Annotated in this window: 21 protein-coding genes and 1 riboswitch; of the genes, 8 read left to right on the forward strand and 13 right to left on the reverse strand. The window is 64.7% G+C overall.

Annotation, left to right across the window (positions count from 1 at the left end):
• Positions 1–7: 7 nt before the first annotated feature.
• The 4 genes from AC5O5I_RS12140 to AC5O5I_RS12155 form a co-directional block, all read right to left on the reverse strand.
• Complete coding sequence (locus AC5O5I_RS12140; RefSeq protein WP_494512630.1) at positions 8–964, reverse strand: AraC-like ligand-binding domain-containing protein; 957 nt, start codon at positions 962–964, stop codon at positions 8–10.
• 147 nt (positions 965–1,111) lie between these two features.
• Positions 1,112–3,196, reverse strand: a complete 2,085-nt coding sequence (capA, locus tag AC5O5I_RS12145; protein WP_494512631.1) for a caprolactamase subunit alpha — start codon at positions 3,194–3,196, stop codon at positions 1,112–1,114.
• Positions 3,197–3,209: 13 nt separating this feature from the next.
• Entirely contained in the window at positions 3,210–4,955 is a 1,746-nt protein-coding gene (capB, locus tag AC5O5I_RS12150) for a caprolactamase subunit beta (protein ID WP_172228061.1), read from the reverse strand.
• Between the two features lie 149 nt (positions 4,956–5,104).
• On the reverse strand, positions 5,105–5,959 hold the full coding sequence (locus AC5O5I_RS12155; RefSeq protein ID WP_494512632.1) for a LysR family transcriptional regulator: 855 nt from the start codon (positions 5,957–5,959) through the stop codon (positions 5,105–5,107).
• A gap of 91 nt (positions 5,960–6,050) precedes the next feature.
• Between AC5O5I_RS12155 and AC5O5I_RS12160 the strand changes: the two genes are divergently transcribed.
• The gene (locus AC5O5I_RS12160; protein ID WP_494512633.1) at positions 6,051–6,479 is read left to right on the forward strand and encodes a multidrug/biocide efflux PACE transporter; all 429 of its coding nucleotides are present in this window, start codon (positions 6,051–6,053) and stop codon (positions 6,477–6,479) included.
• Positions 6,480–6,559: 80 nt separating this feature from the next.
• On the opposite strand, the gene AC5O5I_RS12165 is transcribed toward AC5O5I_RS12160, so the two are convergent.
• The 3 genes from AC5O5I_RS12165 to AC5O5I_RS12175 all read right to left on the reverse strand — a co-directional run bounded on the left by AC5O5I_RS12165 (position 6,560) and on the right by AC5O5I_RS12175 (position 8,527).
• Complete coding sequence (locus AC5O5I_RS12165) at positions 6,560–7,579, reverse strand: branched-chain amino acid aminotransferase (RefSeq protein ID WP_172228058.1); 1,020 nt, start codon at positions 7,577–7,579, stop codon at positions 6,560–6,562.
• Positions 7,580–7,796: 217 nt separating this feature from the next.
• Complete coding sequence (locus AC5O5I_RS12170) at positions 7,797–8,153, reverse strand: hypothetical protein (protein ID WP_172228057.1); 357 nt, start codon at positions 8,151–8,153, stop codon at positions 7,797–7,799.
• Positions 8,150–8,527: a glyoxalase superfamily protein gene (locus AC5O5I_RS12175; protein ID WP_494512634.1), complete on the reverse strand. Its 378-nt coding sequence runs from the start codon at positions 8,525–8,527 to the stop codon at positions 8,150–8,152. The genes AC5O5I_RS12170 and AC5O5I_RS12175 overlap by 4 nt, the downstream gene beginning before the upstream one ends.
• Before the next feature lie 79 nt (positions 8,528–8,606).
• Positions 8,607–8,817: riboswitch (cobalamin riboswitch) on the forward strand.
• Positions 8,818–8,917: 100 nt separating this feature from the next.
• Between AC5O5I_RS12175 and cobW the strand changes: the two genes are divergently transcribed.
• The 4 genes from cobW (at position 8,918) to AC5O5I_RS12195 (ending at position 15,431) form a co-directional block, all read left to right on the forward strand.
• Positions 8,918–9,985, forward strand: a complete 1,068-nt coding sequence (cobW, locus tag AC5O5I_RS12180; protein WP_172228055.1) for a cobalamin biosynthesis protein CobW — start codon at positions 8,918–8,920, stop codon at positions 9,983–9,985.
• A 4-nt stretch (positions 9,986–9,989) separates the two neighbouring features.
• Positions 9,990–13,751 carry a cobaltochelatase subunit CobN gene (gene cobN / locus AC5O5I_RS12185; RefSeq protein WP_494512635.1) on the forward strand — a complete coding sequence of 1,254 codons (3,762 nt, stop codon included), beginning with the start codon at positions 9,990–9,992 and terminating at the stop codon, positions 13,749–13,751.
• Between the two features lies 1 nt (position 13,752).
• Entirely contained in the window at positions 13,753–14,763 is a 1,011-nt protein-coding gene (locus AC5O5I_RS12190) for a magnesium chelatase ATPase subunit I (RefSeq protein ID WP_494512636.1), read from the forward strand.
• A 110-nt stretch (positions 14,764–14,873) separates the two neighbouring features.
• Complete coding sequence (locus AC5O5I_RS12195) at positions 14,874–15,431, forward strand: vWA domain-containing protein (protein ID WP_494512756.1); 558 nt, start codon at positions 14,874–14,876, stop codon at positions 15,429–15,431.
• Between the two features lie 105 nt (positions 15,432–15,536).
• Here AC5O5I_RS12195 and AC5O5I_RS12200 read toward each other — a convergent pair whose 3' ends face one another.
• Positions 15,537–15,803 carry a hypothetical protein gene (locus AC5O5I_RS12200; protein ID WP_172232835.1) on the reverse strand — a complete coding sequence of 89 codons (267 nt, stop codon included), beginning with the start codon at positions 15,801–15,803 and terminating at the stop codon, positions 15,537–15,539.
• Between the two features lie 341 nt (positions 15,804–16,144).
• On the opposite strand from AC5O5I_RS12200, the gene AC5O5I_RS12205 reads away from it, so the two are divergent.
• Entirely contained in the window at positions 16,145–17,470 is a 1,326-nt protein-coding gene (locus AC5O5I_RS12205) for a sigma-54 dependent transcriptional regulator (RefSeq protein ID WP_172287343.1), read from the forward strand.
• 15 nt (positions 17,471–17,485) lie between these two features.
• On the opposite strand, the gene AC5O5I_RS12210 is transcribed toward AC5O5I_RS12205, so the two are convergent.
• Together AC5O5I_RS12210 and AC5O5I_RS12215 are read right to left on the reverse strand one after the other, a co-directional pair.
• Complete coding sequence (locus AC5O5I_RS12210) at positions 17,486–19,486, reverse strand: peptidase U32 family protein (protein WP_494512637.1); 2,001 nt, start codon at positions 19,484–19,486, stop codon at positions 17,486–17,488.
• A 455-nt stretch (positions 19,487–19,941) separates the two neighbouring features.
• On the reverse strand, positions 19,942–20,322 hold the full coding sequence (locus AC5O5I_RS12215) for a RidA family protein (RefSeq protein ID WP_172231198.1): 381 nt from the start codon (positions 20,320–20,322) through the stop codon (positions 19,942–19,944).
• Positions 20,323–20,458: 136 nt separating this feature from the next.
• On the opposite strand from AC5O5I_RS12215, the gene AC5O5I_RS12220 reads away from it, so the two are divergent.
• Positions 20,459–21,151, forward strand: a complete 693-nt coding sequence (locus tag AC5O5I_RS12220) for a tRNA (adenine(22)-N(1))-methyltransferase (protein ID WP_172231201.1) — start codon at positions 20,459–20,461, stop codon at positions 21,149–21,151.
• 1 nt (position 21,152) lies between these two features.
• Here the strand turns inward: AC5O5I_RS12220 and AC5O5I_RS12225 are convergent, their stop codons facing one another.
• The gene (locus AC5O5I_RS12225) at positions 21,153–21,413 is read right to left on the reverse strand and encodes a DUF2790 domain-containing protein (protein ID WP_494512638.1); all 261 of its coding nucleotides are present in this window, start codon (positions 21,411–21,413) and stop codon (positions 21,153–21,155) included.
• Between the two features lie 124 nt (positions 21,414–21,537).
• On the opposite strand from AC5O5I_RS12225, the gene AC5O5I_RS12230 reads away from it, so the two are divergent.
• Positions 21,538–22,470, forward strand: coding sequence for a LysR family transcriptional regulator (locus AC5O5I_RS12230; RefSeq protein ID WP_494512639.1), 933 nt, complete (start codon positions 21,538–21,540; stop codon positions 22,468–22,470).
• A 163-nt stretch (positions 22,471–22,633) separates the two neighbouring features.
• Here the strand turns inward: AC5O5I_RS12230 and AC5O5I_RS12235 are convergent, their stop codons facing one another.
• On the reverse strand, positions 22,634–23,785 hold the full coding sequence (locus tag AC5O5I_RS12235; protein WP_172286494.1) for an acyl-CoA dehydrogenase family protein: 1,152 nt from the start codon (positions 23,783–23,785) through the stop codon (positions 22,634–22,636).
• 16 nt (positions 23,786–23,801) lie between these two features.
• Entirely contained in the window at positions 23,802–24,869 is a 1,068-nt protein-coding gene (locus AC5O5I_RS12240; protein WP_494512640.1) for an enoyl-CoA hydratase/isomerase family protein, read from the reverse strand.
• Between the last annotated feature and the right edge of the window lie 271 nt (positions 24,870–25,140).

The raw sequence follows: 25,140 nt of genomic DNA on the forward strand, positions 1-25,140 counted from the left end.
CAGCGCCTCAGTGCGCACACGCAGCCCGAACCTCCCGCGCCGTGCACCCATAACGCTGGCGAAACGCCCGGGTGAACTGCGCCTGGTCGGTAAAACCCCAGCGAAACGCCAGTTCGCCGATGGCCAGGTGGCAGTGCGGGTCGCGCAGTTGCCGGTGCACGGCCTCCAGGCGTTGGTGACGCACCCACTCACCGAGGGTATAGGGTGTGATCGCGAACAGCTTGTGCAGGTAGCGCAGCGACAGCCCGCAGGCACCGGCGATGGCGGCTGGCGACAGCTCTGGGTCGCCAAGGTGTTGCTGCACGTACTGCTCGACCCGCGTCAGGTGCAGGGTGCTGAGGTTGCTGCCTTCGCTGCCCAGCACCCGCTGGTCCTGTTGCAAGGCCAGCAGCAGGGTGGCGGTGGCCTGCTCCAGCAGCAGGTGGCGGGCGGCGGCTGGGCTGGCGTCGAAGTGGCGGGCGCACAGGTCCAGCTGCTCGACGAAGATGCGACCCAGGCCCTGGCTGGCATCGAAGCAATGGCGGGTGTAGCGCTTGTGCCCGAGCAGGTTGGCCTTGAGTGCGCGTTCGGGCAGCTTCAGCACCCACAAATCGTTCTGCTTGCCGTAATGGAAGCGGTAGGGCGCATCGCCGCGCTCGACGATGAAACCGCCCGGGCTGCAACTGAGCTGCTGGCCGTCCTGTTCGAAATGCACCTCGCTGCTGCGCGGCACGGTCACCAGGTAGAACGCTTCATGGTCCTGGCCGATGTGCGCCTTGCTGCGCGAGTAGCCCAGCTGGCTGGAGCGCAGGCGCGACAGGCTGAGCGGCGTGCTGGGGGTGCTCCAGCGCTGCAGGTGGCCGTCGAACGGCTGTGCGGTGGCGAACTCCAGGGTTAACGGGAAGTAAGTGTCACTGATGGCTTGGGCCCAACGCGCCTGGCGCTCCGGCTGTGGCCAGCCGTGGGTCGAGAGTTCTATGGGCATGGTGGTCCTTTTTCAAAGAGGGCAGCATTGAAAAAAGGAACTGCAGGCAAGCTACTCAAGCAGCTCTTGTTATTGTGCAAACCGCCCGGCAGCGCAAACTGCCGGGCGGTTGTCAGGCCCCATGATCGGCGTAGGCCGACCTTTCGATCAAGCCCCGCGTGTCACCCGGTAGGTCGCCGAAGGCTCCAGCCGCGCCTGCCAGCCAGGCGGGATGACGATATTGGTGGTGTCTTCCTCGATCACGCAAGGGCCGTGCACGGTCTGACCCGGCAGCAGCCGGTTGCCGTTGAACACGGGCGTGGCTTGCCAGCCGCCGTCGGCACTGAACAGCATCGGCCGCAGCGTGCCCGGCGCCGGCACCCCAGGCTCGGCCGGGCCCGACAACTCGGGTTGCGGAGGGCGCGGCAGGTGGCCGATCACCGAGCATTCCAGGTTCACCAACTCCACCGGGCTGTCCGGCTCGCTGTACGAGTACAGGGTCTGGTGACGGGTGTGGAAGCGGCTGATCAGTGCGGCCAGGCCGGTGTCATCCAAGGCGTGCTGCTCCAGTTCGACACTGCATTCATGGATCTGCCCCAGGTAGCGCATTTCCAGGGTGTAGTGGCAGCTGCTGGCCTGGTCGCCAAAGCCGTCTTCGCGCAGGTTCGCCAGGCCTTGCTGGCGCAGTTCAGCCAGAGCCTGGTTGAGCTGCGCCAGGTTCACGTGCTCGCCGTCCACGCGCATCGACAGGCTGGTGAGCTGGTCGTAGCGCACATCGGAAAGGATCTGGCCGAAGGCGCACAAGCCCGAGGCCACCTTGGGGATCAGCACAGTCTGCATGCCGATTTCCTCGGCCAGGCGCACCACGTGCATGCCCGCTGCGCCGCCTGCGCCGATCAGCGCGAAGTCGCGTGGGTCGTGGCCGCGTTCGATGGACACACGCCGGATGCCGTTGACCATGTTCAGGTTGACCAGTGTGGTGATCCCGAACGCGGCGCGCTCCACGCTGATGCCCAGCGGCTCGGCGATGTTGCTGCGAATGGCGTCCAGCGCAGCCTGGCGGTTCAAGCGAATGCTGCCGCCCAGCAGCGCGTCATCGGGCAGGTAGCCCAGGGCCAGGTTGGCGTCGGTCACGGTCGGCTCGCTGCCGCCCTTGCCATAGCAAACAGGCCCAGGCATGGCGCCGGCGCTGCGCGGGCCGACCTGGAGCATGCCGAACTCGTCCAGGTGGGCGATGGAGCCACCGCCGGCGCCCAGGGTTTCCACCTGGATCATCGGCACGCCGATGCGCTGGCGCAGGAAGTCCACGTCCTTGCTGAAGTTGGTGCGCCCGGCGTTGGTCAGGGTGATGTCGAACGAGGTGCCGCCCATGTCCACGGTGATGACGTTGTCGATGCCGAACGGGCGGGCCACCGCCAGCCCGGCCTGGGGTGCCGAAGCGGGGCCGGAGTTGATCGCATTCACCGCGCGCTCGCGCATCAGGTGCCCGGGTGCCAGCCCGCCGTTGGACTGGAAGTAGCGCACCGGCTGCTGCGCGCCAAGCTCCTGGAACAGGCTGTCGATACGCGCCACGTAGCGCGCCATCACCGGGCTGAGATACGCATTGACCACGGTGGTGGAGGTGCGGGTGTACTCACGGATCTGCGGGAACACTTCGCAACCGGTGCAGACGAACACTCCAGGCAGCGCCGCTCGTACTAGCTCGGCGGCACGCTGCTCGTGGCTGGGGTTGCGCACCGACCACAGGAAGGAAATGGCCACGGCCTGCACGCCTTCGGCACGGAAGTAGTCGATGGCGGCGTGGATGGCGCGCTCGTCCAGCGGGCTGTATTCGCGGCCATCGCCAAGCATGCGCCCCGCGATCGGGCGGCGCAGGTGGCGCGGGACGAGCATGTGCGCTGGCGGGTAGTGGGCATCGTAGCGGTGGCCTTCTTCCTTGTGTCCCAGGCGGATTTCCAGGCTGTCCTCATGGCCTTCGGTGCACAGCAGGCCGACCTTGACCCCGGTGCGCTCGATCAGTGCGTTGAGGGCCACGGTGGTGCCATTGATGCACAGGTCGCAGTTGGCGATCAGCTCGGCCGGGCTGTGACCGGTGGCATCGGCGATTTGCGCCAGGCCGGCACGAATGGCCAGGGTGCCGTCCTGCGGTGTGGATGGCGCCTTGAACAGCTGTACACCGCCGGCGCGGTCGGCCAGGATGAAATCGGTGAAGGTGCCGCCGGCGTCGATGCCCAGGCGATATTGGTTACGCATGATGATTCTCCGGTCAGTGCGGGGCGCGGGCGAGGCGGGTGGCGGTTTCATCCAGCTGGCCATCGGCATCGAGGACCACGCCGTACTCCAAGGCCGCGCCTTGGGGCGAAACCAGGCCGTTGCGTACATCCTGCAACACCGAGGCAATGGGGCGCTGCAGGGGGTCGCCGTAGCCACCACCACCGGGGTTGATGTTGATGATGCGTTCGCCGGGCTGCAGGGTCAGCATCGGGTTTTGCGTGTAGTGGTCCTCGCTGCCGTCGGCGTGGCGGTGAATCAGCCGGCCCAGCTTGGGCTCCAGCAGGGTATTGCGTGCGCCGGCGGCACCGGCGGTGGGCAGTTGACGGCCCTCGCCAAAACCGACCACGGTCATTGCGTGGTCCAGCGGTTCGATTTCCAGGCGGGTGCCCGAGCCACCGCGGAATCTGCCGGCACCGCCGCTGTCGGCCATCAGGCTGTAACGGTGGATCAGCACCGGGTAGGCATGTTCCAGCAGTTCGATGTCACCGCTCATCAGCGCCCCGAAGCAGCACAGCGGACCGCAGGCGTGCCAGCCGTCCATCACCTGGTTGGCACCGGCGCCGGAGATGATCGAGGCCAGCACCATGGTCACGTACTCACTGTTGCCGTTGCGCAGGTCGCGGCCGGCGATATTGATGCCACTGGTATGCCCCCAGGAGGCGGTAACCCGCTGTGGTGAGGCTTGCTCCAGTGCCGTGCGCACGGCATCGGCCAGGGTTTCCATCGGCGTGGTGGTGCAGTTGACGTGGGGCGCCGGTTCCTCGGCGTTGCACAGCGTACCCCTGGGCCCGACATCGACCGTGACACAGCGGTACAGGCCCTCGTTGTAGGGCGGCGCCACCTGGGCGAACATCATCAACCCCAGGTACACGCCAGACACCGAGTTGCCTTCGTAGGAGTTGATAAAGTAGGGCACCTGCGGCGGGCTTTCGATGCGCACGTGGGCCTGGTCGCCGCGAATCTGCACATGGGCAGTAATGGCCAGTTGACCCAGGCCGTGGCCGGAATCTTCCAGTACTGCGGTGCCGCTGTAGTCGCCGTCCGGCACGTCGCGCAGCAACGCGCGCATGTGCCGGTCGGCCATGTTCTTCAGCTCGGCAATACAGGCACGTACTTGCGCCACGCCATATTTGTCGAGCAGCTCCAGAAGGTGTCGCTCGCCGACCTTGCAGGCCCCGTACTGGGCGTTGAGGTCGCCTTCCTGATAGGGGCGGGCGCGCATGTTGGTGAGCATGAAGTTGATGACGTCTTCGCGGCGCTTGCCCTTTTCCCACAGCTTGACCGGGGGAATGCGCAGGCCTTCGGCGTAAATTTCCTTGGCATCGGGGTTGTAGCCAGCCGGCACCGGGCCGCCGATATCGGTCAGGTGGCCCTTGCACACGGTCCAGAAGACCAGTTCACCCTGGTAATACACCGGCTTGTACATGCAGCAGTCGAGAATATGGCTGCCCTTGTAGGCCGGGTCGTTGTGGTAGATCACGTCGCCTTCGGCGATGTCGTCAGCGAAGAACTCGGCCACGCACTTCATGGCCGGTATCAGCGAGCCTAGGTGGATCGGGATGTCCTGGCCTTGCAGGATCATTTCCGGCAGGTGGTCGAACAGCGAGTTGGAATAGTCGTGGGCCAGGTTGAACACACTGGAGCGGCCGGTCTTTTCCAGGGTCAGGGTCATCTCGCGTTGCGCTGTTTCCAGCGCTCCGCGTACAACCGCCAGGGTGATCGGATCTACTGTCTGCATAGGTCACCAACGTTTGTTCTTGTAGTTTGGCTGCGTGCCGCGGTGGGCGGCGCGTGGTGACAGGCTACGGGGCAGGGTGGGGGGAAGGCTTGTCGCTGGGTGTACTGGTTGTTGTGCCTGGGCGCACACTTGAGGAAGGCGTTATCCGGCTACCGATTCAACATCTGACGCACCAGCCACTGCCCGGCCGGGCCCAGTGCCCGGCGGCTCGACCAGGCCACATCCATATCAACCCGCCGTGGATAGCCGGCCACCTGCAACTCCACCAGCCCACTGCCAAACCGCGCCACCAGCGCCTTGGGCAGTTCGGCCCAGCCAAACCCGCGCACGGCGAACTCGAGCAGGGTGAGGTAATCCGGTGCCGACCAAGCCTGGCCACGGCCCAGATGCAGGCTTGGCGCGTAGGTCTTGATATATAACTGGCGTGCGTTTTCGAGGTGCTGCGTTTGCACCTGCGCAATGCCCGCCAGCGGGTGCCCGCTGGCCACGTACACGGCGAATTCCGCCTGCTCGGGCAAACGCGCCACGGCAACGTCGGCAGGGTAACTGGGCTGTGTGGCAAGAATGCCGATCTGCGCCATGCCCAGCTGGATCATTTCGATTACATCGGCATCCTCCGACGGCCCGCAGCGCAGCTCGGTGTGCGGGTAGTGCTCAGCAAACCGGGCCATTACCGCACCCTGGAAGGTAACGCTGTAGCTGTCCGACATCACCACCGACACCAGCGCCTCGACATGTTCTGCCAGCCGCACCGCCAGTGCATCGAGCTGGGCGCTGGCATCGAGAATCGCCTCGACACGCCTCAGTACCTGCCGGCCAGCCTCGTTCAGCGTGGGATGGCGGCCAGTGCGGTCAAACAGCGGGCAACCAACATCGGCCTCAAAGTTAGCGATCGCGATGCTGATAGTGGACTGGCTTTTGCGCAGCTTGCGCGCAGCGGCGGAAAAAGACCCCAGCGATGCGGCTTCGACAAACGCAACCAAGGCTTCGGGTGAGTAGCGCATGTATTGATAAAACCGATGGTAGCTATATCGCGAGTATCTGTTCTATCAAAGAAAATAGGAAGCACGACTCACGCACTGGATGGAATTTGCAATGAAAAACGTCTCTTTCACCGAACGCCTGGTTCACGCCGTCGGTTATGAAGTGTTCGCAGTGCTGCTGTGTGCGCCGCTGTTGTCCTGGGTCATGGGCAAATCGCTGGCGACAGCCGGCGCGCTGGCGGTGACCCTGTCGGTGATCGCCATGCTGTGGAATATGGTCTACAACGCGCTGATCGATCGTTATGTACAGACCGAGCGGATCCACTGGCAGGCCCGCGCGCGTTTCGCGCACGGCTTGGGCTTCGAGGCCGGCCTGGTAGTCTGGTGCCTGCCGGTGGCCGCGTGGATGCTGGATATTTCGCTTTTGCAGGCGTTCATGGTGGAGCTGGGCTTCTTCATGATCATCCTGCCCTACACCGTGCTGTACAACTGGGCGTTCGACAAAGTCCGGCACCTGCTGATGCAGCGTCGCCTGGCCTAAGGCGTGTGCCCAACTCCCACACCAATAAAAACGGGGCATGCCATTGCTGGCATGCCCCGTTTTCAAACCGCTGAAACGACTCAGGCGACTTTGACGATCCAGCCTGCCGGTGCTTCGACATCACCGCTCTGGATGCCGGTCAGCTCGTCGTAGAGCTTCTGGGTAACCGGGCCGACCTTTTCCAGGTCGTGGAACACGTGCAGCTTGCCGTTGTACTCGATGCCGCCGATCGGGGTGATCACCGCAGCGGTACCGCAGGCACCGGCTTCGATGAAGCGGTCCAGGTTGCTGATTTCGACATCGCCTTCGATCACTTTCAGGCCCAGGCGCGATTGCGCCAGTTCCATCAGCGACAGGCGGGTGATGCCTGGCAACACCGAGGCCGATTTCGGCGTGACGAACTCGTTGTTGGCGGTGATACCGAAGAAGTTGGCCGAACCGACTTCCTCGATCTTGGTGTGAGTCAGCGGGTCGAGGTAAATGGCGTCGGCGAAGTTGGCCTTCTTGGCCTCCGCGCCTGGCTGCAGGCTGGCCGCGTAGTTACCGCCGACCTTGGCTGCGCCGGTGCCTTGCGGGGCAGCACGGTCGAAGCTGGAGATCTGGAAGTTGTGCGGCTTCATGCCGCCCTTGAAGTACGAGCCAACCGGGATGGCGAATACCGAGAAGATGAACTCGGGGGCGGTGCGCACGCCAATGTTGTCACCAGTGCCGATCACGAACGGGCGCAGGTACAGGGCGCCTTTGCCGTGCGGTGGCACGAACTTTTCGTTGGCCTTGACCACCTGCTTGCACGCTTCGATGAACACATCGGTAGGCACGTGCGGCATCAGCAGGCGGGCGCAGCTGCGCTGCATGCGGGCGGCGTTCTGGTCCGGGCGGAACAGGTTGATCGAGCCGTCCTTGCAACGGTAGGCCTTGAGGCCCTCGAAGCACTGCTGGCCATAGTGCAGCGCCGTGGAGCCTTCACTGATGTGCAGTACGTTGTCTTCGGTCAGGGTGCCCTTGTCCCACTCGCCATTGCGCCATACGGACAGGTAGCGTTTGTCGGTCTTGATGTAGTCGAAACCCAGCTTGTCCCAATTAATGCTTTCGTTGCTCATGACACCCTCATTGTCTTGCAAGTGCCCGATCGCTCGGGCTGCTGTTATATGCGCACCATGCCACCATAATACATCCGCAGCAGATCGGGAACGGCCAGTCACGAATTGAGGTTGCGAGGTGTTCACCGCAAGATTTTTAGCGCCTGTGAAATCGAGCGCCGCCCGCGCGGCGCTCGGTTTCACAGGCGCCGCAAAACTTTCGCCAATCTTCAACGGTCTACCGCCCCAAGCGCTTCCCCCAATCACCGCCATGCCCCTGCGCACAAGCCTCTTCACTGTCGAACCGCACATGCCATGCCGGATGATCCAGTGCTATGCCCGCCGCCTCCAACGCTTGTGCAGTCAGCACCAGCATGCGCGTCTTGGCGTCGCCCGCCATGGCTGCAGCCTTGTCGGCTTCTTGCTCGAACACCCAGGTTATGCGCAAGCTGGCCGGAAAATCCTCAGGATCGAGCCGGTGGGTCAGCCAGCTGAAGCCGATGATTTCTGCCTTGGCCGTTTCGCAGGCATCGGTCAGGCATATCACCAGTTCACGCTCCAGCCTGGCCATTTCACGCTTGCCAGATGCCTTCACAGGTTTGCCTCGTCGTCGATCTGCTGACAGAACCGCAGCCGGTTACCGAATGGGTCCCACACCTGCATCTGCAAGCCCCAGTCCAGGCGCTCGGCTTCGGGCCGCGCGTAGCCGTACTGTTTCGCTTGCAGTTCATGCTCCAGCGCGCGCAGGTCGTCGATGCGGGCGAACACCGTCGAGCCGGGGCACGCGTCACCATGGTGTTCGGAAAGGTGCAGGATCAGGCCGTCACGATGCACCTGCATGTACAGCGGCAGGTCCGGGCTGAAGCGGTGTTCCCAGTCCAGCGTGAAACCGAGAAATTCGAGGTAGAACTCCCTGGCCTTTTCGACCGAGAAGATACGCAGCACCGGGATGGCGGGAGCGAGGGGCATGGGGCGTCCTTGACCGTGGGCAAAGACGCTACTCTAGCGCAGTTGCGCAACCTGTGGTTGACCACCCGCCAGCCACTGCGTAGCCTTGCCAGTTCGAGGTTCTTCGGCCAGGCCGAAGCTAAGACGGGAACGCGGTACAAGCCGCGGCTGCCCCCGCAACTGTAAGCACCGACAACGGATCGACACAGCCACTGCGCCAGCGCGCGGGAAGGCGTCATCCCGCCAGCCTGGCTTCAGCCGGCAACTGGAACGGTGCCAGCCAGGAGACCTGCCTCGCAACGTTTTCGACTTTCAACCGGGCGGGGTGATCCGGTGGCGAACAAGCCCGGCCGGCCTGGCCTGCGGCTGTCGTCCTGCATGCCCGCGCCATTCTGCCAAGGGCACTGCGACATGAAAACACTGGCCAAGCTCCCCGTCACCATCGTTACCGGCTTCCTCGGTTCGGGCAAGACCACCTTGCTGCGGCACATGCTCGACAACGCCCAGGGCCGCCGTATCGCGGTCATCGTCAACGAGTTCGGCGAGCTGGGCATCGACGGCGAAATCCTCAAGCAGTGCAGCATCGGCTGCACCGAGGAAGAAGCCAGCGGCCGCGTCTACGAGCTGGCCAACGGCTGCCTGTGCTGCACCGTGCAGGAAGAATTCTTCCCGGTGATGCGCGAGCTGGTGGCGCGCCGTGGCGACCTCGACCACATCCTCATCGAAACCAGTGGCCTGGCTCTGCCCAAGCCGCTGGTACAGGCCTTCCAGTGGCCGGAAATCCGCAACGCTTGCACGGTCGACGCGGTGATCACCGTGGTCGACAGCCCGGCGGTAGCCGCCGGCACCTTCGCCGCCTACCCGGACCAGGTCGATGCCCAGCGCAAGCTCGACCCTAACCTGGACCACGAATCGCCGCTGCACGAACTGTTCGCCGACCAGCTGGCCAGCGCCGACCTGGTGGTGCTGAACAAGGCCGACCTGATCGATGCCGAGGGCTTGGCCAAAGTGCGTGCCGAAGTGGCCGAAGAACTGCCGCCAGCGGTCAAGGTGATCGAGGCCAGCAGCGGCAAGTTGCCAATTGACGTGCTGCTGGGCGTGGGTGCCGAGTCCGAGGCGCACATCGATGGCCGCCGTACCCACCACGACTCGCACCACGATGGCGACGACCATGACGATCATGACCACGACGCCTTCGACTCCATCTCCATCGACCTGCCCGAAGCCGACGAAAGCCTGCTGCTTGATGCCCTGACCCAGCTGGTGGTGGAGTTTGGCGTGCTGCGCGCCAAAGGGTTTGCGGCCATCCCGGGCAAGCCGATGCGCCTGCTGGTACAGGGCGTGGGGACCCGCTTCGACAAGCACTTCGACCGCGCATGGCGCGCCGACGAGCCGCGCATCACCCGCCTGGTGCTGATCGGCCAGGACCTGGATGCGGCCCAGCTGGAAGCACGCCTGCGCAAAGCCCTGGGCGCCTGACCCCATGCACCTGCTGCGGACCCAGCCCGGTGGCTTCGTACCGGATGACAGCATTGCCGACCTCGGCCAGACACCCGCCGAGCTGGTGATTCTCTGCAGCGGCGATTCGCACCTGGCATTGCTCGCCGATACCGCCGAGCAATTGCCCGAAGACTTCCCCAGCCTGCGCCTGGCCAACCCGATGCAGGTGCAGAACCACGCCTCGGTCGACCTGTATGTCGATCAGGTGCTGCGCCATGCCAAGGTCATCCTGGTGTCGCTGCACGGCGGCGTCGGCTACTGGCGCTATGGCGTCGAGCAGCTGGTCGAGCTGGCCGCGCGTGGCGTACAGCTGATCCTGGTGCCAGGCGACGACCGCCCCGACCCGGAGCTGACCCGCCTTGGCACCGTCAGCAGCCAGCAGGCCGAGCGCCTCTGGCACTACCTGCGCCAGGGCGGCAAGACCAACGCCATCAACCTGTTCCAGTGCCTGGCCAGCCAGTGGCTGGGCCGCGACTATGCCTGGGACGAACCGCAACCCTTGCCACGCACGGCGGTGTATCACCCGGCCAAGGGCAGCGCCGTGCTGAAGGACTGGTACCCGCACTGGCACCCTGAGCACCCGGTGGCGCCGCTGCTGTTCTACCGCTCGCACCTGCAGGCGGCCAACACCGCGTTCATCGACGAGTTCTGCCAGCGCCTGCAGGCTGCCGGGCTGAACCCGTTGCCGATCGCGGTGGCCAGCCTGAAGGAAAGCGCGTGCCTGGAGCAGGTCGAAGCCTGGCTGGACGAGGTGGGTGCCGAAGTACTGGTCAATACCACCGGCTTCGCCCTGTCCAGCCCCGAACAGCCCAACCTGCGCCCGTTCCGTCGTGACATCCCGGTGCTGCAGGCGATCTGCGCGCAGGACAACCAGCCCGGCTGGGAAGCCAGCGAGCAAGGTCTTGGCGCGCGCGACCTGGCCATGCACATCGCCCTGCCAGAGCTGGACGGGCGCATCATCACCCGGCCGGTCAGTTTCAAGGACATGGCCTGGCGCAGCGAGCGCAGCCAGTCTGACGTGGTGTGCTACCGCGCTCACCCCGAGCGCATGGACTTTGTCGCCGAGCTGGCGCGTCGCTGGGTCGAGCTGGCCCGCCTGCCCAATGGGCAGAAGCGGGTGGCACTGGTGCTGGCCAACTACCCGACCCGTGATGGGCGTATCGGCAATGGCGTCGGCCTGGACACACCGGCCGCCGCGCTGAACATTCTCAGGGCGCTGCAGGCCGAAGGCTACCCGCTGGCCGAGCTACCGGGCAGCGGCACGCAGTTGATCCACCAGTTGCTCGGCGGCGTGACCAACGACCTCGACCACCTCGACCAGCGCCCCTGCGCCCAGAGCCTGAGCCTGGGCGACTACCAGGCCGCGTTCGCGCGCTTGCCCGAGGCCAATCGCCAGGCGGTGCTGGAACGCTGGGGGCCACCCGAGCAGGACCCGATGTACCGCAGTGGCCGGCTGATGGTGGCGGGCCTGCGCTATGGCCTGACCTTCGTCGGCATCCAGCCGGCCCGGGGCTACCAGGTAGATCCGAGCGCGGTCTATCACGACCCCGATCTGGTACCACCGCACGGCTACCTGGCGTTTCACTTCTGGCTGCGCCATGCCTTTGCCGCCGATGCAGTGATCCACGTCGGCAAGCACGGCAACCTGGAATGGCTGCCCGGCAAGGGCGTCGGGCTGTCGGCTGAGTGCTGGCCGGATGCCTTGCTCGGCCCGCTGCCGAACATCTACCCGTTCATCGTCAACGACCCGGGCGAGGGTGCCCAGGCCAAGCGGCGCACCCAGGCGGTGATCATCGATCACCTGATGCCGCCGCTGACCCGCGCCGAAACCTATGGCCCGTTGCGCCACCTGGAACAGCTGGCCGACGAGTTCTACGAAGCGCAGCTGCTCGACCCACGGCGTGCCCGCGAGCTGCAGCGCGATATCCTCGAACTGGTCAAGGCCACCCATATCGACCGCGAGTTGCAGTTGGAAGGGCAACTGGACGATGCCACCGTATGGCTGCCGCGCCTGGATACCTACCTGTGCGACCTTAAGGAATCGCAGATTCGCGATGGCCTGCATGTGTTCGGCCAGTCGCCGCAAGGCCGCTTGCGCCTGGATACCCTGCTGGCGCTGTTGCGGGTCGAGCGTGGCGACGGCCGCGGCGGCAATGCCAGCTTGCTGCGGTCCTTGGCCAAGGCGCTGGTGCCGGGCTTCGACCCGCTCGATTGCGACCTTGGCCAGCCATGGCAGGGTGTGCGGCCCGGGCAGTTGCAAGCCATCAGCAGCGAACCCTGGCGCACCTGTGGCGACACCCGTGAGCGCCTCGAACTGTTGGCGCTGCAGGTGATCGAGCAGGTGCTGGGCGGCACCGCACAGTTGCCTGACTTGAGCGACTGGCAGCCGGTTCACGAGGTGCTGCAGGCCCTGCGCGAAGCGGTGGCGCCCGGCCTGGATGCCTGTGGTGCTGCCGAAATGAACGGCCTGCTGGCGGCGCTGGCCGGGCGCTTCGTGCCCGCCGGCCCCAGCGGCGCGCCCAGCCGGGGCCGCCTGGACGTGCTGCCCACCGGCCGCAACTTCTACACCGTGGATGTGCGCAACCTGCCCACCACTACCGCCTGGCGCCTGGGTTTTGCCTCCGCCAACCTGATCCTCGAACGGCACTTGCAGGACCACGGTGATCACCTGCGCCAGCTCGGCCTGTCGGTATGGGGCACGGCGACCATGCGCACCGGCGGCGATGACATTGCCCAGGCCATGGCGCTGATGGGCGTGCGGCCGGTATGGGCCACCGGCAGCCAGCGCGTCGACGATTTCGAGATCCTGCCGCTGAGCCTGCTCGATCGCCCACGGGTAGACGTGACCTTGCGCGTTTCCGGGTTCTTCCGCGATGCCTTCGGCAACCTTATCCGCCTGTTCGATGCAGCGGTGCAGGCAGTGGCTGCTCTGGACGAACCCGACGACCTTAACCCTTTGGCAGCGCGCGTGCGCAGCGAGCGCGCGACCTTGCAGGCGCAGGGTGTGGACGCAGAGCAGGCTGCGCGCCAGGCCGGCTGGCGGGTATTCGGTGCCAAACCCGGTGCCTATGGCGCCGGGGTGCAGAACGCCATCGACGGGCGGCTGTGGCACAGCCGCGATGATTTGGCGGAGGTCTACCTCAATCATGGTGGCTATGCCTACGGCGCCAGCGACGAAGGCACCCCGGCTCGCGCCCAGTTCGCCCAGCGCCTGGCCAAGGTACAGGCGGTGCTGCAGAACCAGGACAACCACGAGCATGACTTGCTCGATTCCAACGATTACTACCAGTTCCAGGGTGGCATGCTGGCGGCGTCGGAGACCTTGTCCGGTAGCGCCGTGGCCGGTTATCACGGCGACCACAGCCAGGCCGACCGGCCACGCATCCGCACCCTCAAGGAGGAACTGAACCGGGTGATCCGCGCCCGGGCGCTGAACCCCAAATGGATCGACGGGGTCAAGCGCCACGGCTACAAAGGTGCCTTCGAGATGGCCGCGACGGTCGACAACCTGTTCGCCTTCGACGCCACCACGCACCTGATCGACGACCATCATTACCAGGGGCTGGCCGATGCCTATGTGCTCGACCCGGCGACCCGCGATTTCATGCGCGAGCACAACCCCGAGGCCCTGCGCGACCTGACCGAGCGCCTGCTGGAGGCCCAGCAGCGTGGCCTGTGGCAGGCGCCGGGCGATTACCGCGAAGCCCTTGAGGAGCAGCTGCTCGACGGCGAGGAACAGGCTTGAAATGAGTGAACCCGTACAATTTCCGCTGGCCGCCGTGGTCGGTGCGGACGACCTGAAGCTGGCGCTGTGCCTGACCGCCATCGACCCCAAGATTGGCGGCGTGCTGATCGAAGGGCCGCGCGGCATGGCCAAGAGCACCCTGGCCCGTGGCCTCGCCGACCTGCTCGGCGAAGGCCCGTTCGTCACGTTGCCGCTGGGCGCCAGCGAGGAACGCCTGGTCGGCACCCTCGACCTGGATGCTGCGCTGGGGCAGGGCAAGGCGCAGTTTTCGCCGGGCGTGCTGGCCCATGCCGACGGCGGCGTGCTGTATGTCGATGAGGTCAACCTGCTGCCCGACACCTTGGTCGACCTGTTGCTTGACGTGGCCGCCAGCGGCACCAACCGCATCGAGCGCGACGGCATCTCGCACCGGCACAGCGCCCGCTTCGTGCTGATCGGCACCATGAACCCGGAGGAGGGCGAGCTGCGCCCGCAGCTGCTCGACCGTTTTGGCCTGAACGTGGCGCTGGAGGGCTTACCCGAGCCCGAGGCGCGGCAACAGATCATTCGTCGTCGGTTGGCTTTTGACAGTGATCCGCAGGCCTTCTGCGGGCAATGGGCCGCAGCCCAGGCACAACTGCGCGAGCGCTGCCACGCGGCACGCCAGGCCTTGGCCGGTATCGCCCTGGATGATCAGGCGCTGGCCTGGATCACCGAACGTTGCTACGCCGCTGGCGTCGATGGCCTGCGCGCCGACCTGGTCTGGCTGCGCGCAGCACGGGCGCACTGCGCCTGGCGCGGTGCCGCGGCCATCGACCAAGCGGATGTCGACGCCGTGGCCGAGTTCGCCCTGCGCCATCGCCGCCGCGCAGCGCCACAGACCAGCCCACAGTCGGCGCCGCCGCAACCTGACCAGCAGGGTACCACCCACTCAGGTGACCCGGGCGGGCAGGGCGACTGGGGCGCCTTGCCGCCGCAGCCGGTGGCCAGCGGTGCCCGTCGCGAGGTGCCGAACTGGGCAAAAAAGCCCTGAGCATCCCCCAGCCACCTGCCACAGGGGCGGATGCCGAAGCGGGCGCAGGCAAGCAGTACGGCGCCAGCCGTGGCCGCGCGCGCAATGCTGCAGCTGGCCGGGTAGCCTGGCTGGCGACCTTGCTCAAGGGCCGGCCACGGCTGCGCCAGGACCTGTGCTGGCAACAACGCCAGGCCAGGCCCGCAGAGTTGTGGCTGGTGATTGTAGACGCCTCGGCCTCCACCCGCCGGCACCAGGCGCTGGCACAGACCAAAGGGCTGCTGGCAGCACTGTTCGACCAGGCCTACCGCCAGCGCGCCCGTCTTGCCTTGCTGACCGCCAGCGGTCATGCGCCGCAGTGGCAGCGCCACGGCCTGAAAGCCTCGGCTGCGCTGCAGCCCTGGCTTCAAGCCTTGGGCGCCGGTGGCGGGACACCGCTGATGAACGCGTTGGTGCAGGCCCGCCACTGGCTGCAGGCGCGGCGGCGAGCCCACCCCGAAGAAGTGGTGCGTTGCCTGATATTCACCGACGGTCGCCTGCAGCACTGCAACGGCGTGCAGCCGATGCCATGCGACACCTTGCTGGTAGATATGGAGTTGGCGCCGGTTCGCGTTGGGCGCGCACAGCGTCTGGCTGAGCAGTTGCAGGCCGAATACCAGCACTTGCATCAGTTCAAGGTCGTGAATTGAAAAATGTGCGCGACATCATGTCGCAATAAGGAAAGTTGCCAGAACAGCCAGTGGGGAAGTTGCACAAGTGCGTGGCGGTGCACGCACTTGGCCGGGCGGGCGATATTATTTCGGCATCGACCAGGGCTGCAGGTTGTAGCCTTTCTCGCACAGTTCGGCGCGCACTTCCTCGATCAGGCTGGCCCACTGGGCAGGGTCGGAATAGATGCGCGACGACACTTGCTTGCTGCCGATGCGAGTGCTGGTCCGGTCGATCACTGCCAGGCTCAACTCACCAGTACCGTTGGGTGCATCCCAGGCTACGCACTGGAAAGGTTCGAAGGCATGGTCGGCAATCAGCAGTGCTTCGTTGACACGGAGCGGGGCATTCATGGTTCGGTCTCTCTATGGTCCCAAACATCGAAGTAAGTCCGCGTTGCTTCAAAGTCGCCTCTTTATTCGCGAGTTGCAGCGCGGGGTTATGTGTACTGATGCTCGTTGTCCGGGGGCAAGTCACACATTGGTTGTAAAAAAATTTGTCAGGATGGAATCCGTTCTTGCCTGCGCCGCCATGTGATGTCGATAAAGTGCGAAAATTCCCGTATGGGTTTGTAAAAAAATGATTCGGCAGACAGACGGTACTGGGCAGCGTCAACTTCGTTGCTACTGTTAATTGGGCGCCACAACTTGCTGTTTTACTTCAAAAAACCAAAAAATGGCGCCAAGGATCGATCATGCAGCAGCCCGCCGCTCAACGCCGTTTGCTCATCGTCGACCCCTGCGACGACTGCCACCGCTTGCTGCCAGGCCTGCGCAACGCTGGGTGGGATGTGGACAGTTGCGTGCTCGGGGCCGCACTGGATCATCCTTGCGATGTGGGCCTGTTGCGTTTGCAGGCAGCGCACCTGAGGCACCCGGACGCGGTCAAGGACATGATCAAGCGCAGCAACACCGAATGGATCGCGGTGCTCAGTGCCGAGCAATTGCGCATGCCGGCGTTCGGCGATTTTGTCTGCGAGTGGTTCTTCGACTTCCATACCTTGCCATTCGACGTCTCTCGCGTGCAGGTTACCCTTGGCCGGGCGTTCGGCATGGCGCGCCTGCGCGGCAAAGGGGCGGTCAAGGTCGACGAAGCCACCCACGAACTGCTCGGTGAAAGCCGGCCGATCCGCGAGCTGCGCAAATTACTGGGCAAACTGGCGCCCACCGAATCGCCGGTGCTGATCCGCGGTGAAAGCGGCACCGGCAAAGAACTGGTGGCACGCACCCTGCACCGCCAGTCGCAACGCAGCGAGCAGCCGTTCATCGCTATCAACTGCGGAGCGATTCCCGAGCACCTGATCCAGTCCGAACTGTTTGGCCATGAGAAGGGCGCGTTCACCGGCGCTCACCAGCGCAAGTCCGGGCGTATCGAAGCGGCGCATGGTGGCACGCTGTTTCTCGACGAAATCGGTGACCTGCCGCTGGAGCTGCAGGCCAACCTGCTGCGTTTTCTCCAGGAGAAGCACATCGAACGGGTGGGCGGCAGCCAGCCGATTCCGGTGGATGTGCGGGTGCTGGCGGCGACCCACGTGGACCTGGAACGGGCCATCGAGCAAGGGCGCTTTCGCGAAGACCTGTATTACCGCCTGAACGTATTGCAAGTGGTGACCGCGCCGCTGCGCGACCGGCATGGCGACCTGTCGATGCTGGCCAGCCACTTTGCCCACTTTTATAGCCTGGAAACCGGGCGCCGGCCGCGCTCGTTCAGTGATCATGCCCTGGCGGCGATGGGCCGGCACGACTGGCCGGGCAATGTGCGCGAGCTGGCCAACCGCGTGCGCCGCGGGCTGGTGCTGGCCGAAGGCCGGCAGATCGAGGCGCAGGACCTGGGGTTGCAGCTGCTGGACCTGGAGCAGCAGCCGCTGGGCACCCTGGAGGAGTACAAGCACCGGGCCGAGCGTCAGGCCCTGTGCGATGTACTCAACCGGCACAGTGACAACCTCAGCGTGGCGGCCAAGGTGCTTGGGGTTTCACGGCCGACGTTCTATCGGCTGCTGCACAAGCACCAGATACGCTAGGTTGTCGTCCTCGGATCAATGCGGCCCGCGCACAATGGTCTTCAACAGGTCTTCCGGGCTGATGTGCCCCACCACCTGGGCCACGGCGCTGCCTGGGGTCGGCAGGTCGATGATGTGGCTTTTCATCTTGCCCACCACATGCATTTCGCACGGTTTGCAGTCGAACTTCAGGGTCAGCACCTCGTCACCCTGAATCAGCTGCATCGGTGCCACCTTGGTACGCACGCCGGTCACGCCCTTGGCCTGCTTGGGGCACAGGTTGAACGAGAAGCGCAGGCAGTGCTTGGTGATCATCACCGGCACTTCGCCGTGCTCTTCATGGGCCTCGTAGGCCGCATCGATCAACTGCACGCCGTGGCGGTGGTAGAAGTCGCGCGCCTTCTGGTTGTAGACGTTGGCCAGGAACGACAGGTGTGAATCGGGGTATACCGGCGGCGGCGTGGTCTCGGCCTTGCGCGCGCCACGCGGGTGCGCCTGCACGCGTGCTGCGGTCAGCGCCTCGATGGCTTCGCGGCGCAGGGCCTTGAGCTGCGAGTTGGGTACGAAATAGGCCTGTGGCGCGTCCAGCTGGATGCTGTCGGCGTGATACATCGTGGTACCCAGCTGGCCCAGCAGGTCGTGCAACTGGTCCAGCGCCTGCTGCGGCTTGTTGGCCGGCCCGAACGGGCCATCCAGGGCCACCTGCACGCTGATACCTTCTTCGCTGCTGAGGGTCAGCATCAGGCGCTGCTCGCGCAGAACGGCGTGCCACTCGACGCCCACCCGGCGCTCGGAAGAGGTGCGCTGCAGGGCCTGTTGCCAGTTGTGGTCGAGGTTGCGAGACAGCGGGTGGTTGGGGCGCAGCTTGTGCAGGCCTTCGGGCATTTCTTTGGGTTCGACACGGTAGCGGTAACGCTTGTGGCCGTCTTCCTCGAACTCGCCGCGTGGTTCGGCGATGTTGGCACGGAAACCCACCACTTCGCGCTTGACCAGCACATTCAGGCCGTCGCCGTTGGTCAGTGGCACCTCGGTGACCACCTGCATGTCACGTTTGCCGACTTTTTCCACCACGCCGACCGGCAGGCCGGTGAAGGTTGGCGAGTCGAACGCGCCGATGTCGACCTTGCGGTCGCTGACGAAGTAGTCGGTGCTGCCGCGGTGGAAGGTCTTGTCCGGGTCGGGCAGGAAGAAGTGCTCGGTGCGGCCGCTGGAGGCGCGGGCCAGTTCCGGGCGGCCTTCGAGGATGGCGTCGAGCTCTTTGCGGTAGTGGGCAGTGATGTTCTTCACGTAGCCCATGTCCTTGTAGCGGCCCTCGATCTTGAACGAGCGCACGCCGGCATCGACCAGGTCCGCCAGGTTGGCGGTCTGGTTGTTGTCCTTCATCGACAGCAGGTGTTTCTCGAAGGCCACCACGCGGCCCTGGTCGTCCTTCAGGGTGTAGGGCAGGCGGCAGGCCTGCGAGCAGTCGCCACGGTTGGCACTGCGGCCGGTCTGCGCGTGAGAGATGTTGCACTGGCCGGAGAAGGCAACGCACAGCGCACCGTGGATGAAGAACTCGATGGCGGCATCGGTTTCGGCGGCGATGCTGCGAATCTGCTGCAGGTTCAGCTCGCGGGCCAGTACCAGCTGCGAGAACCCGGCCTGGTCGAGGAATCGGGCCCGCTCCAGGGTGCGGATGTCGGTCTGGGTGCTGGCGTGCAGCTCGATCGGCGGGATGTCCAGCTCCATCACCCCCAGGTCCTGCACGATCAGGGCATCGACGCCGGCGTCGTACAGCTGGTGAATCAGCTTGCGCGCGGGCTCCAGCTCGTTGTCGTGGAGGATGGTGTTGATGGTGGTGAACACCCGTGCGTGGTAGCGCCGGGCGAACTCGACCAGCTCGGCGATATCGCCGACCTCGTTGCAGGCGTTATGGCGCGCGCCGAAGCTCGGGCCGCCGATGTAGATGGCGTCAGCGCCGTGCAGGATCGCTTCACGGGCAATGGCCACGTCGCGCGCAGGGCTGAGCAGTTCCAGGTGATTCTTTGGAAGGGACATGTCGTTATATTTTCGGGCTGTCACGGTAGGCGGGCATTGTAGCGGTGAAACGGGCCGGCGGCATCATTGGGGTGCTGGGAGGTGTATCGCTTGTACCGGCCCTATCGCCGGCAAGCCAGCTCCCACAGGTACGACGCTGCCTTGAAGGCTGCGCTGTACCGGCCCTATCGCCGGCAAGCCAGCTCCCACAGGTACGACGCTGCCTTGAAGGCTGCGCTGTACCGGCCCTATCGCCGGCAAGCCAGCTCCCACAGGTACTGCGCATGCCTTGAAGGCTGCGCTGTACCTGCACTATCGCCGGCAGCCAGCTCCCACAGGTACTGCGCATGCCTTGAAGGCTGCGCTGTACCTGCACTATCGCCGGCAGCCAGCTCCCACAGGTACTGCGCATGCCTTGAAGGCTGCGCTGTACCTGTGGGAGCTGGCTTGCCGGCGATAGGGCCCTGGCAGGTAAATCAGCGCTTGGCGGCCATTGCGGTCACTTCGACGCGCATGCCTTCGAATGCCAGCGAAGCCACACCCACCGCAGCACGTACTGGCCACGGCTTGCCGAAGAAGCGCTGGTACACCTCGTTGAACGCCGCGCGGTCGGCCATGTCCGTCAGGTAGATGGTCAGGTGCAGCACCCGGTCCATGCCGCTGCCGGCCTTTTCCAGGGCCACTTTCAGCGCCTGCAGGGTGCATTCGCTCTGCTCGACGATACCGCCCAGCTCCAGGCTGCCATCGGGGTGGGTCGGGATCTGGGTGGTGACCAGCACGCCGTTGTACTCGGCCACGTCGGAGGAAATGGATTCGGCGTCCGGGTCTGGGGTGTAGATGATGTCTGCAGTTGCCATGGTCTGTTTTGCCTTGCGACGGAAGGAAAGCGGCAAGCCTACGCGAGCCCGGCGGGCGGGTCGAGGGCGCCCCGGTGTTTGTAATGCGCGCTGTTCGCCGTCAGAATCGCGCCCCATTGCAACGCAGGGGTTTAACGTGAACGAACAGACTTTGTCCAGGCGCCTGGAGCGCGTGGCGGCCCATGTGCCACAGGGCGCGCGCCTGGCCGACATTGGCTCCGACCATGGTTACCTGCCGGTGGCCCTGATGCTGCGTGGGGTAATCGAGGTGGGCGTGGCCGGCGAGGTGGCGCAGACGCCGTTCGCCTCGGCCCAGCGCAACGTGCGCAAGAATGACCTTGAAGACCGCATCACCGTGCGCCTGGCCGATGGCCTGGCGGCCGTCGAGGCGCAAGATAGGATCTCGGTGATCAGCATCTGCGGCATGGGTGGCGACACGATGTGCGAGATCCTCGAAGCCGGCAAGCAGCGCCTGGCTGGGGTAAAACGCCTGGTACTGCAGCCCAATGGCGCCGAACGCGAACTGCGGCAGTGGCTGATGGGTAACGGCTTTTGCATCGTCAACGAAGAGCTGTTGCGAGAAAACCGCTTTGACTACGAGATCATCGTCGCCGAACCGGGCAGCGTGGCCTATACCGCTGAGCAACTGTACTTCGGACCGGTGCTGATGCAGGCGAAAAGCGAGGCGTTTGTGGTGAAGTGGCGCCGCATGCTGAAACAGAAGCAGCAGACCCTGGCCAACTTCGCGCGTGCCCGCGACGCGGTACCTCAGGTGAAAATAGACGACTTCAACCAGCAGGTGGGCTGGATCACCCAGGTGCTGGGCTGACTCACTGCTGCGAGCAGTTGCCCATCTCGCGGTAGTCGATTTCGCGCTTCTGGCCCTGATGGTCGACATACACCATGTGAGCAGTGCCAACCTGGCAATCGGCGGCGTTGCTGGCAGGGGTGATGGAGATGACCTTGGCCACATCCAGTGGCATGCCGTATTCGTAGCTGCGGCTGACAGGCTGGTTGTTGCCCGTGTCGGCGAAGGCACCGAACGAGGTGAGGGCAGCGGCGATGGCAAGCACAGCGATCGAACGTTTCATGGCAAGCTCCTTTTTCAATGTATGACTAATGATGTATTCAAAGGTCTCACACAATAAATGGGCCAAGCCGTGATAGATTCCTGCCTTTAACGTAAGAATAAGACCAACAAGGAGCACCCCTTTCATGGACATGCTGCATGCCATGCGTACCTTCGCCCGTGTGGTTGAATGTGGCAGCTTCGCTGCGGCCGCCAATGCCCTGGACATTTCCGCCGCGCAGGTTTCGCGCATCGTCGCCGAACTGGAAAACCAGCTGCAGACCCGCCTGCTGCACCGCACCACCCGGCGCCTGCGCATGAGCGAGGCAGGCGAGCGCTTTCTTGAGCGGGCGCGGCAGATCATGCTGCTGACCGAGGAAGCGGTGGGTGAAGCCCGTGGCGCGCACCTCACGCCACGTGGGCGCCTGCGGCTGCATTGCCCGCACGGGCTGGGCCTGCTGCTGATGCCGCTGGTGGCCGGTTACAACGCGCTGTGCCCGGAGGTGGTGATCGAATTGACCCTGTCCCAACGCAACCCCGACCCGTTGGCCGAGGGGCATGACGTGGTGATCACGGTTGACGGGACGCTGCCGGATTCGCAGCTGATCGCCGTGCCGCTGGGCAACATCTTCAGCATCCCTTGCGCGGCCCCCGCGTACCTGGAGGCCCATGGCGTACCGGAGCGCCCCGAAGACTTGCACAGCCATCGCTGCCTGCGCATGGCCTACCCGATGTACGAGGGCGACTGGGTGTTCCCGCAAGGGGTTGACCAGTGTGTGATTGCGCCGAACGACAGTTTTTCCACCAACGTCGCCGACGCCATGCTGGTGGCCAGCGAACTGGGCATGGGCATTGGCTTGCTGCCGTTCTATACCGCCAGCCAGTCGATCGGGGAGGGGCGCCTGTGCCGGCTGCTGGCGCCGTACCGCCTGCGTGAGAGTGCGCTGTACGCGATGTACCCGTCACGGCATTACCTGGATGCCAAGGTACGGACCTGGATCGACTATCTGAAGGAACAGCTGCCGGCGTTGTTCGAGGGGCATGCGAAAGTGGTGGATGATTCTCGCTATTGGCGTTGAGCACCAACCCCCAGGGTTGCGCCGGCCTGTGTAGGAGCGGCCTTGTGTCGCGAAAGGGCTGCGCAGCAGCCCCAGGATTTCGGCGCAGATGCACAAATTTCCGGGGCTGCTTCGCAGCCCTTTCGCGACACAAGGCCGCTCCTACAGGGACGGCGCAAGTCTTTCAGAGCGGGTAGTGCTTCAGCTCTCGCGCAATCAGCATCCGCTGGATCTCGCTCGACCCTTCATAGATCTGCGTAATCCGCGCATCGCGGTAATAGCGCTCTACCGGGTAGTCCTCCAGGTAGCCATAGCCGCCATGCACCTGGATCGCCATCGAGCACACCCGTTCGGCCATTTCCGAGGCAAACAGCTTGGCCTGTGAGGCTTCCGACAGGCACGGCTTGCCGGCGCTGCGCAGGCGTGCGGCATGCAGGATCAGCAAGCGCGCGGCATTCACCTGCACCTGCATATCGGCCAGCAGGTTGGCGATGCTCTGGTGTTCGTTGATCGGCTTGCCGAACTGCACACGATCACGCGAGTACACCAGCGCCGCCTCGAATGCAGCGCGGGCAATACCCAGTGCCTGGGCAGCAATGCCGATGCGGCCGCCTTCAAGGTTGGACAGGGCGATGGCCAGGCCTTTGCCACGCTCACCGAGGATATTGGCAGCCGGGATGCGGCAGTTGTCGAAGGTGACCGCGCAGGTGTCGGAGGCGCGGATGCCCATCTTGTGCTCGCTGCGGTCAACCTTGAAACCCGGGTTGTCGGTAGGCACCAGGAACGCCGACAGGCCCTTTTTGCCCAGCTCCGGGTCGGTCACGGCAAACACGATGGCCAGCCCTGCGCGGCGGGCGTTGCTGACGAACTGCTTGGCGCCGTTTATCACCCACTGGCCATCCACCAGCTCGGCGCGGGTACGCAGGTTGTGCGCCTCGGACCCGGCCTGTGGCTCGGTCAGGCAGAAGCAGCCGATCACCTCGCCCGTAGCCAGGCGTGGCAGCCACTGCTGTTGCTGTTCGGCTGTACCGTAGGCCAGCAGCGGGCCGCAGCCCACCGAGTTGTGGATGCTCATCATCGCCCCGGTGGCGCCGCAGCCGGCGGCGATTTCTTCCACGGCCAGCGCGTAGGCGACATAGTCGGTGTAGCTGCCGCCGAAGTCTTCCGGTACCACCATGCCCAGCAGGCCCAGTTCGCCCATCTTGCGCACCACGCCATCATCGATCCAGCCGGCCTTTTCCCAGGCCTGGGCATACGGGGCGATCTCGCCACGGGCAAAGTCCCGGGCCATGTCGCGGATCATGATCTGTTCTTCGCTCAGTTCCAGGTCTTGCATCTGTGTACTCCCGGGCTCACAGGCCTTCGAAGAATTGGTCGACCCGCTGGCGTTGCAGCGCGGCCAGGGTCGGCGGGTTCCAGCGCGGTTGTTTGTCCTTGTCGATGATCAACGCACGTACGCCTTCGATGATATCGCCGTGCCGGAACCACTGGCGGTCCAGGTGCAGCTCCATGGCAAAGCAGTCTTCCAGGTTCAGGTGGCGGCCACGGCGCACCATCTCCAGGGTAACCGCCATGGCCAGGGGCGAGCGGCTTTCCAGCTGGTCGGCGGTGGCCAGGGCCCATTGGTGGCTGTCGTCGACGCTGACTGCGCGCAGTTGCTCGACGATGGCGGACATGTCGGGCAGGGCGAAGAAGTGGTCGATGACCGTGCGCAGCTTTTCCAGCGGCGCATCGCCGAGCACCTGGGTGCCGAGCGTGGCCAGCAGGTTCTGCAGGTCCTTGAGCGGCTGGTCGCTGAACTGCAACTGGTCCAGCCCTTGGTCGAGGGCCGCCAGCTGGTCGCTGGCCAGGTACCAGTCGGCCAGGCCGCAGTACAGTGCGTCGGCCGCCTGGATCTGGTTGCCGCTCACGCCCAGGTAGATGCCCAGTTCACCGGGAATGCGCGACAGGAAATAGCTGCCGCCGACGTCGGGGAAGTAGCCGATCCCAACTTCGGGCATGCCCAGGCGGCTGCGCTCGGTGACCACGCGCAGGTCGCAGCCCTGGGCCAGGCCCATGCCGCCACCCAAAGTAAAGCCGTCCATCAGCACCAGCACCGGTTTGCGGTAGTGGTGGATGAGCAGGTCGAGGGCGTATTCCTCGACGAAAAAGTCTTGGTGCAGCGTGTCGTCGGCTTTGAAGCTGTCGTACAGCGAGCGGATATCGCCACCTGCACAGAACCCTTTGGGGCCCTCGCCACGCAGTACCACAGCGTGTACTTGCGGGTCTTCCGCCCAGCGGTCCAGCTGTTGGCGCAGGCTGCGTACCATGTCCAGGGTCAGGGCATTGAGGCCGGCGGGGCGGTTCAGGGTCAGGTGGCCGACCTGATTGCGGACTTCGGCCAGCACGTGGTCGGTCGGAGTAATAGCGTGCGCAGTCATTGCGTTCTCCCTGCTTTGTTATTGATTTTCCAAGTGAAGTCTGGAGTTCGCTGGAGGATCTGCGGATCCTTGCATGCGAATTTGCCTTGCACAATCGACAAATCTGCAGGGCGAACCTGCATTTCTGCCATGGCTGGGGATGTTGCCACTCTAACAAGGTTTCAGGGCGATAGGGCCAGCCGCACCCATGCATCCCTTTGTTCATTAACCTGACCGTAACGATCTGCCACCGAGCTTGATTGATCCCCCAACCCCCCAGGCCTAAGTTGAC

It is taken from the genome of Pseudomonas sp. 9_2_1 (genome assembly GCF_059295275.1).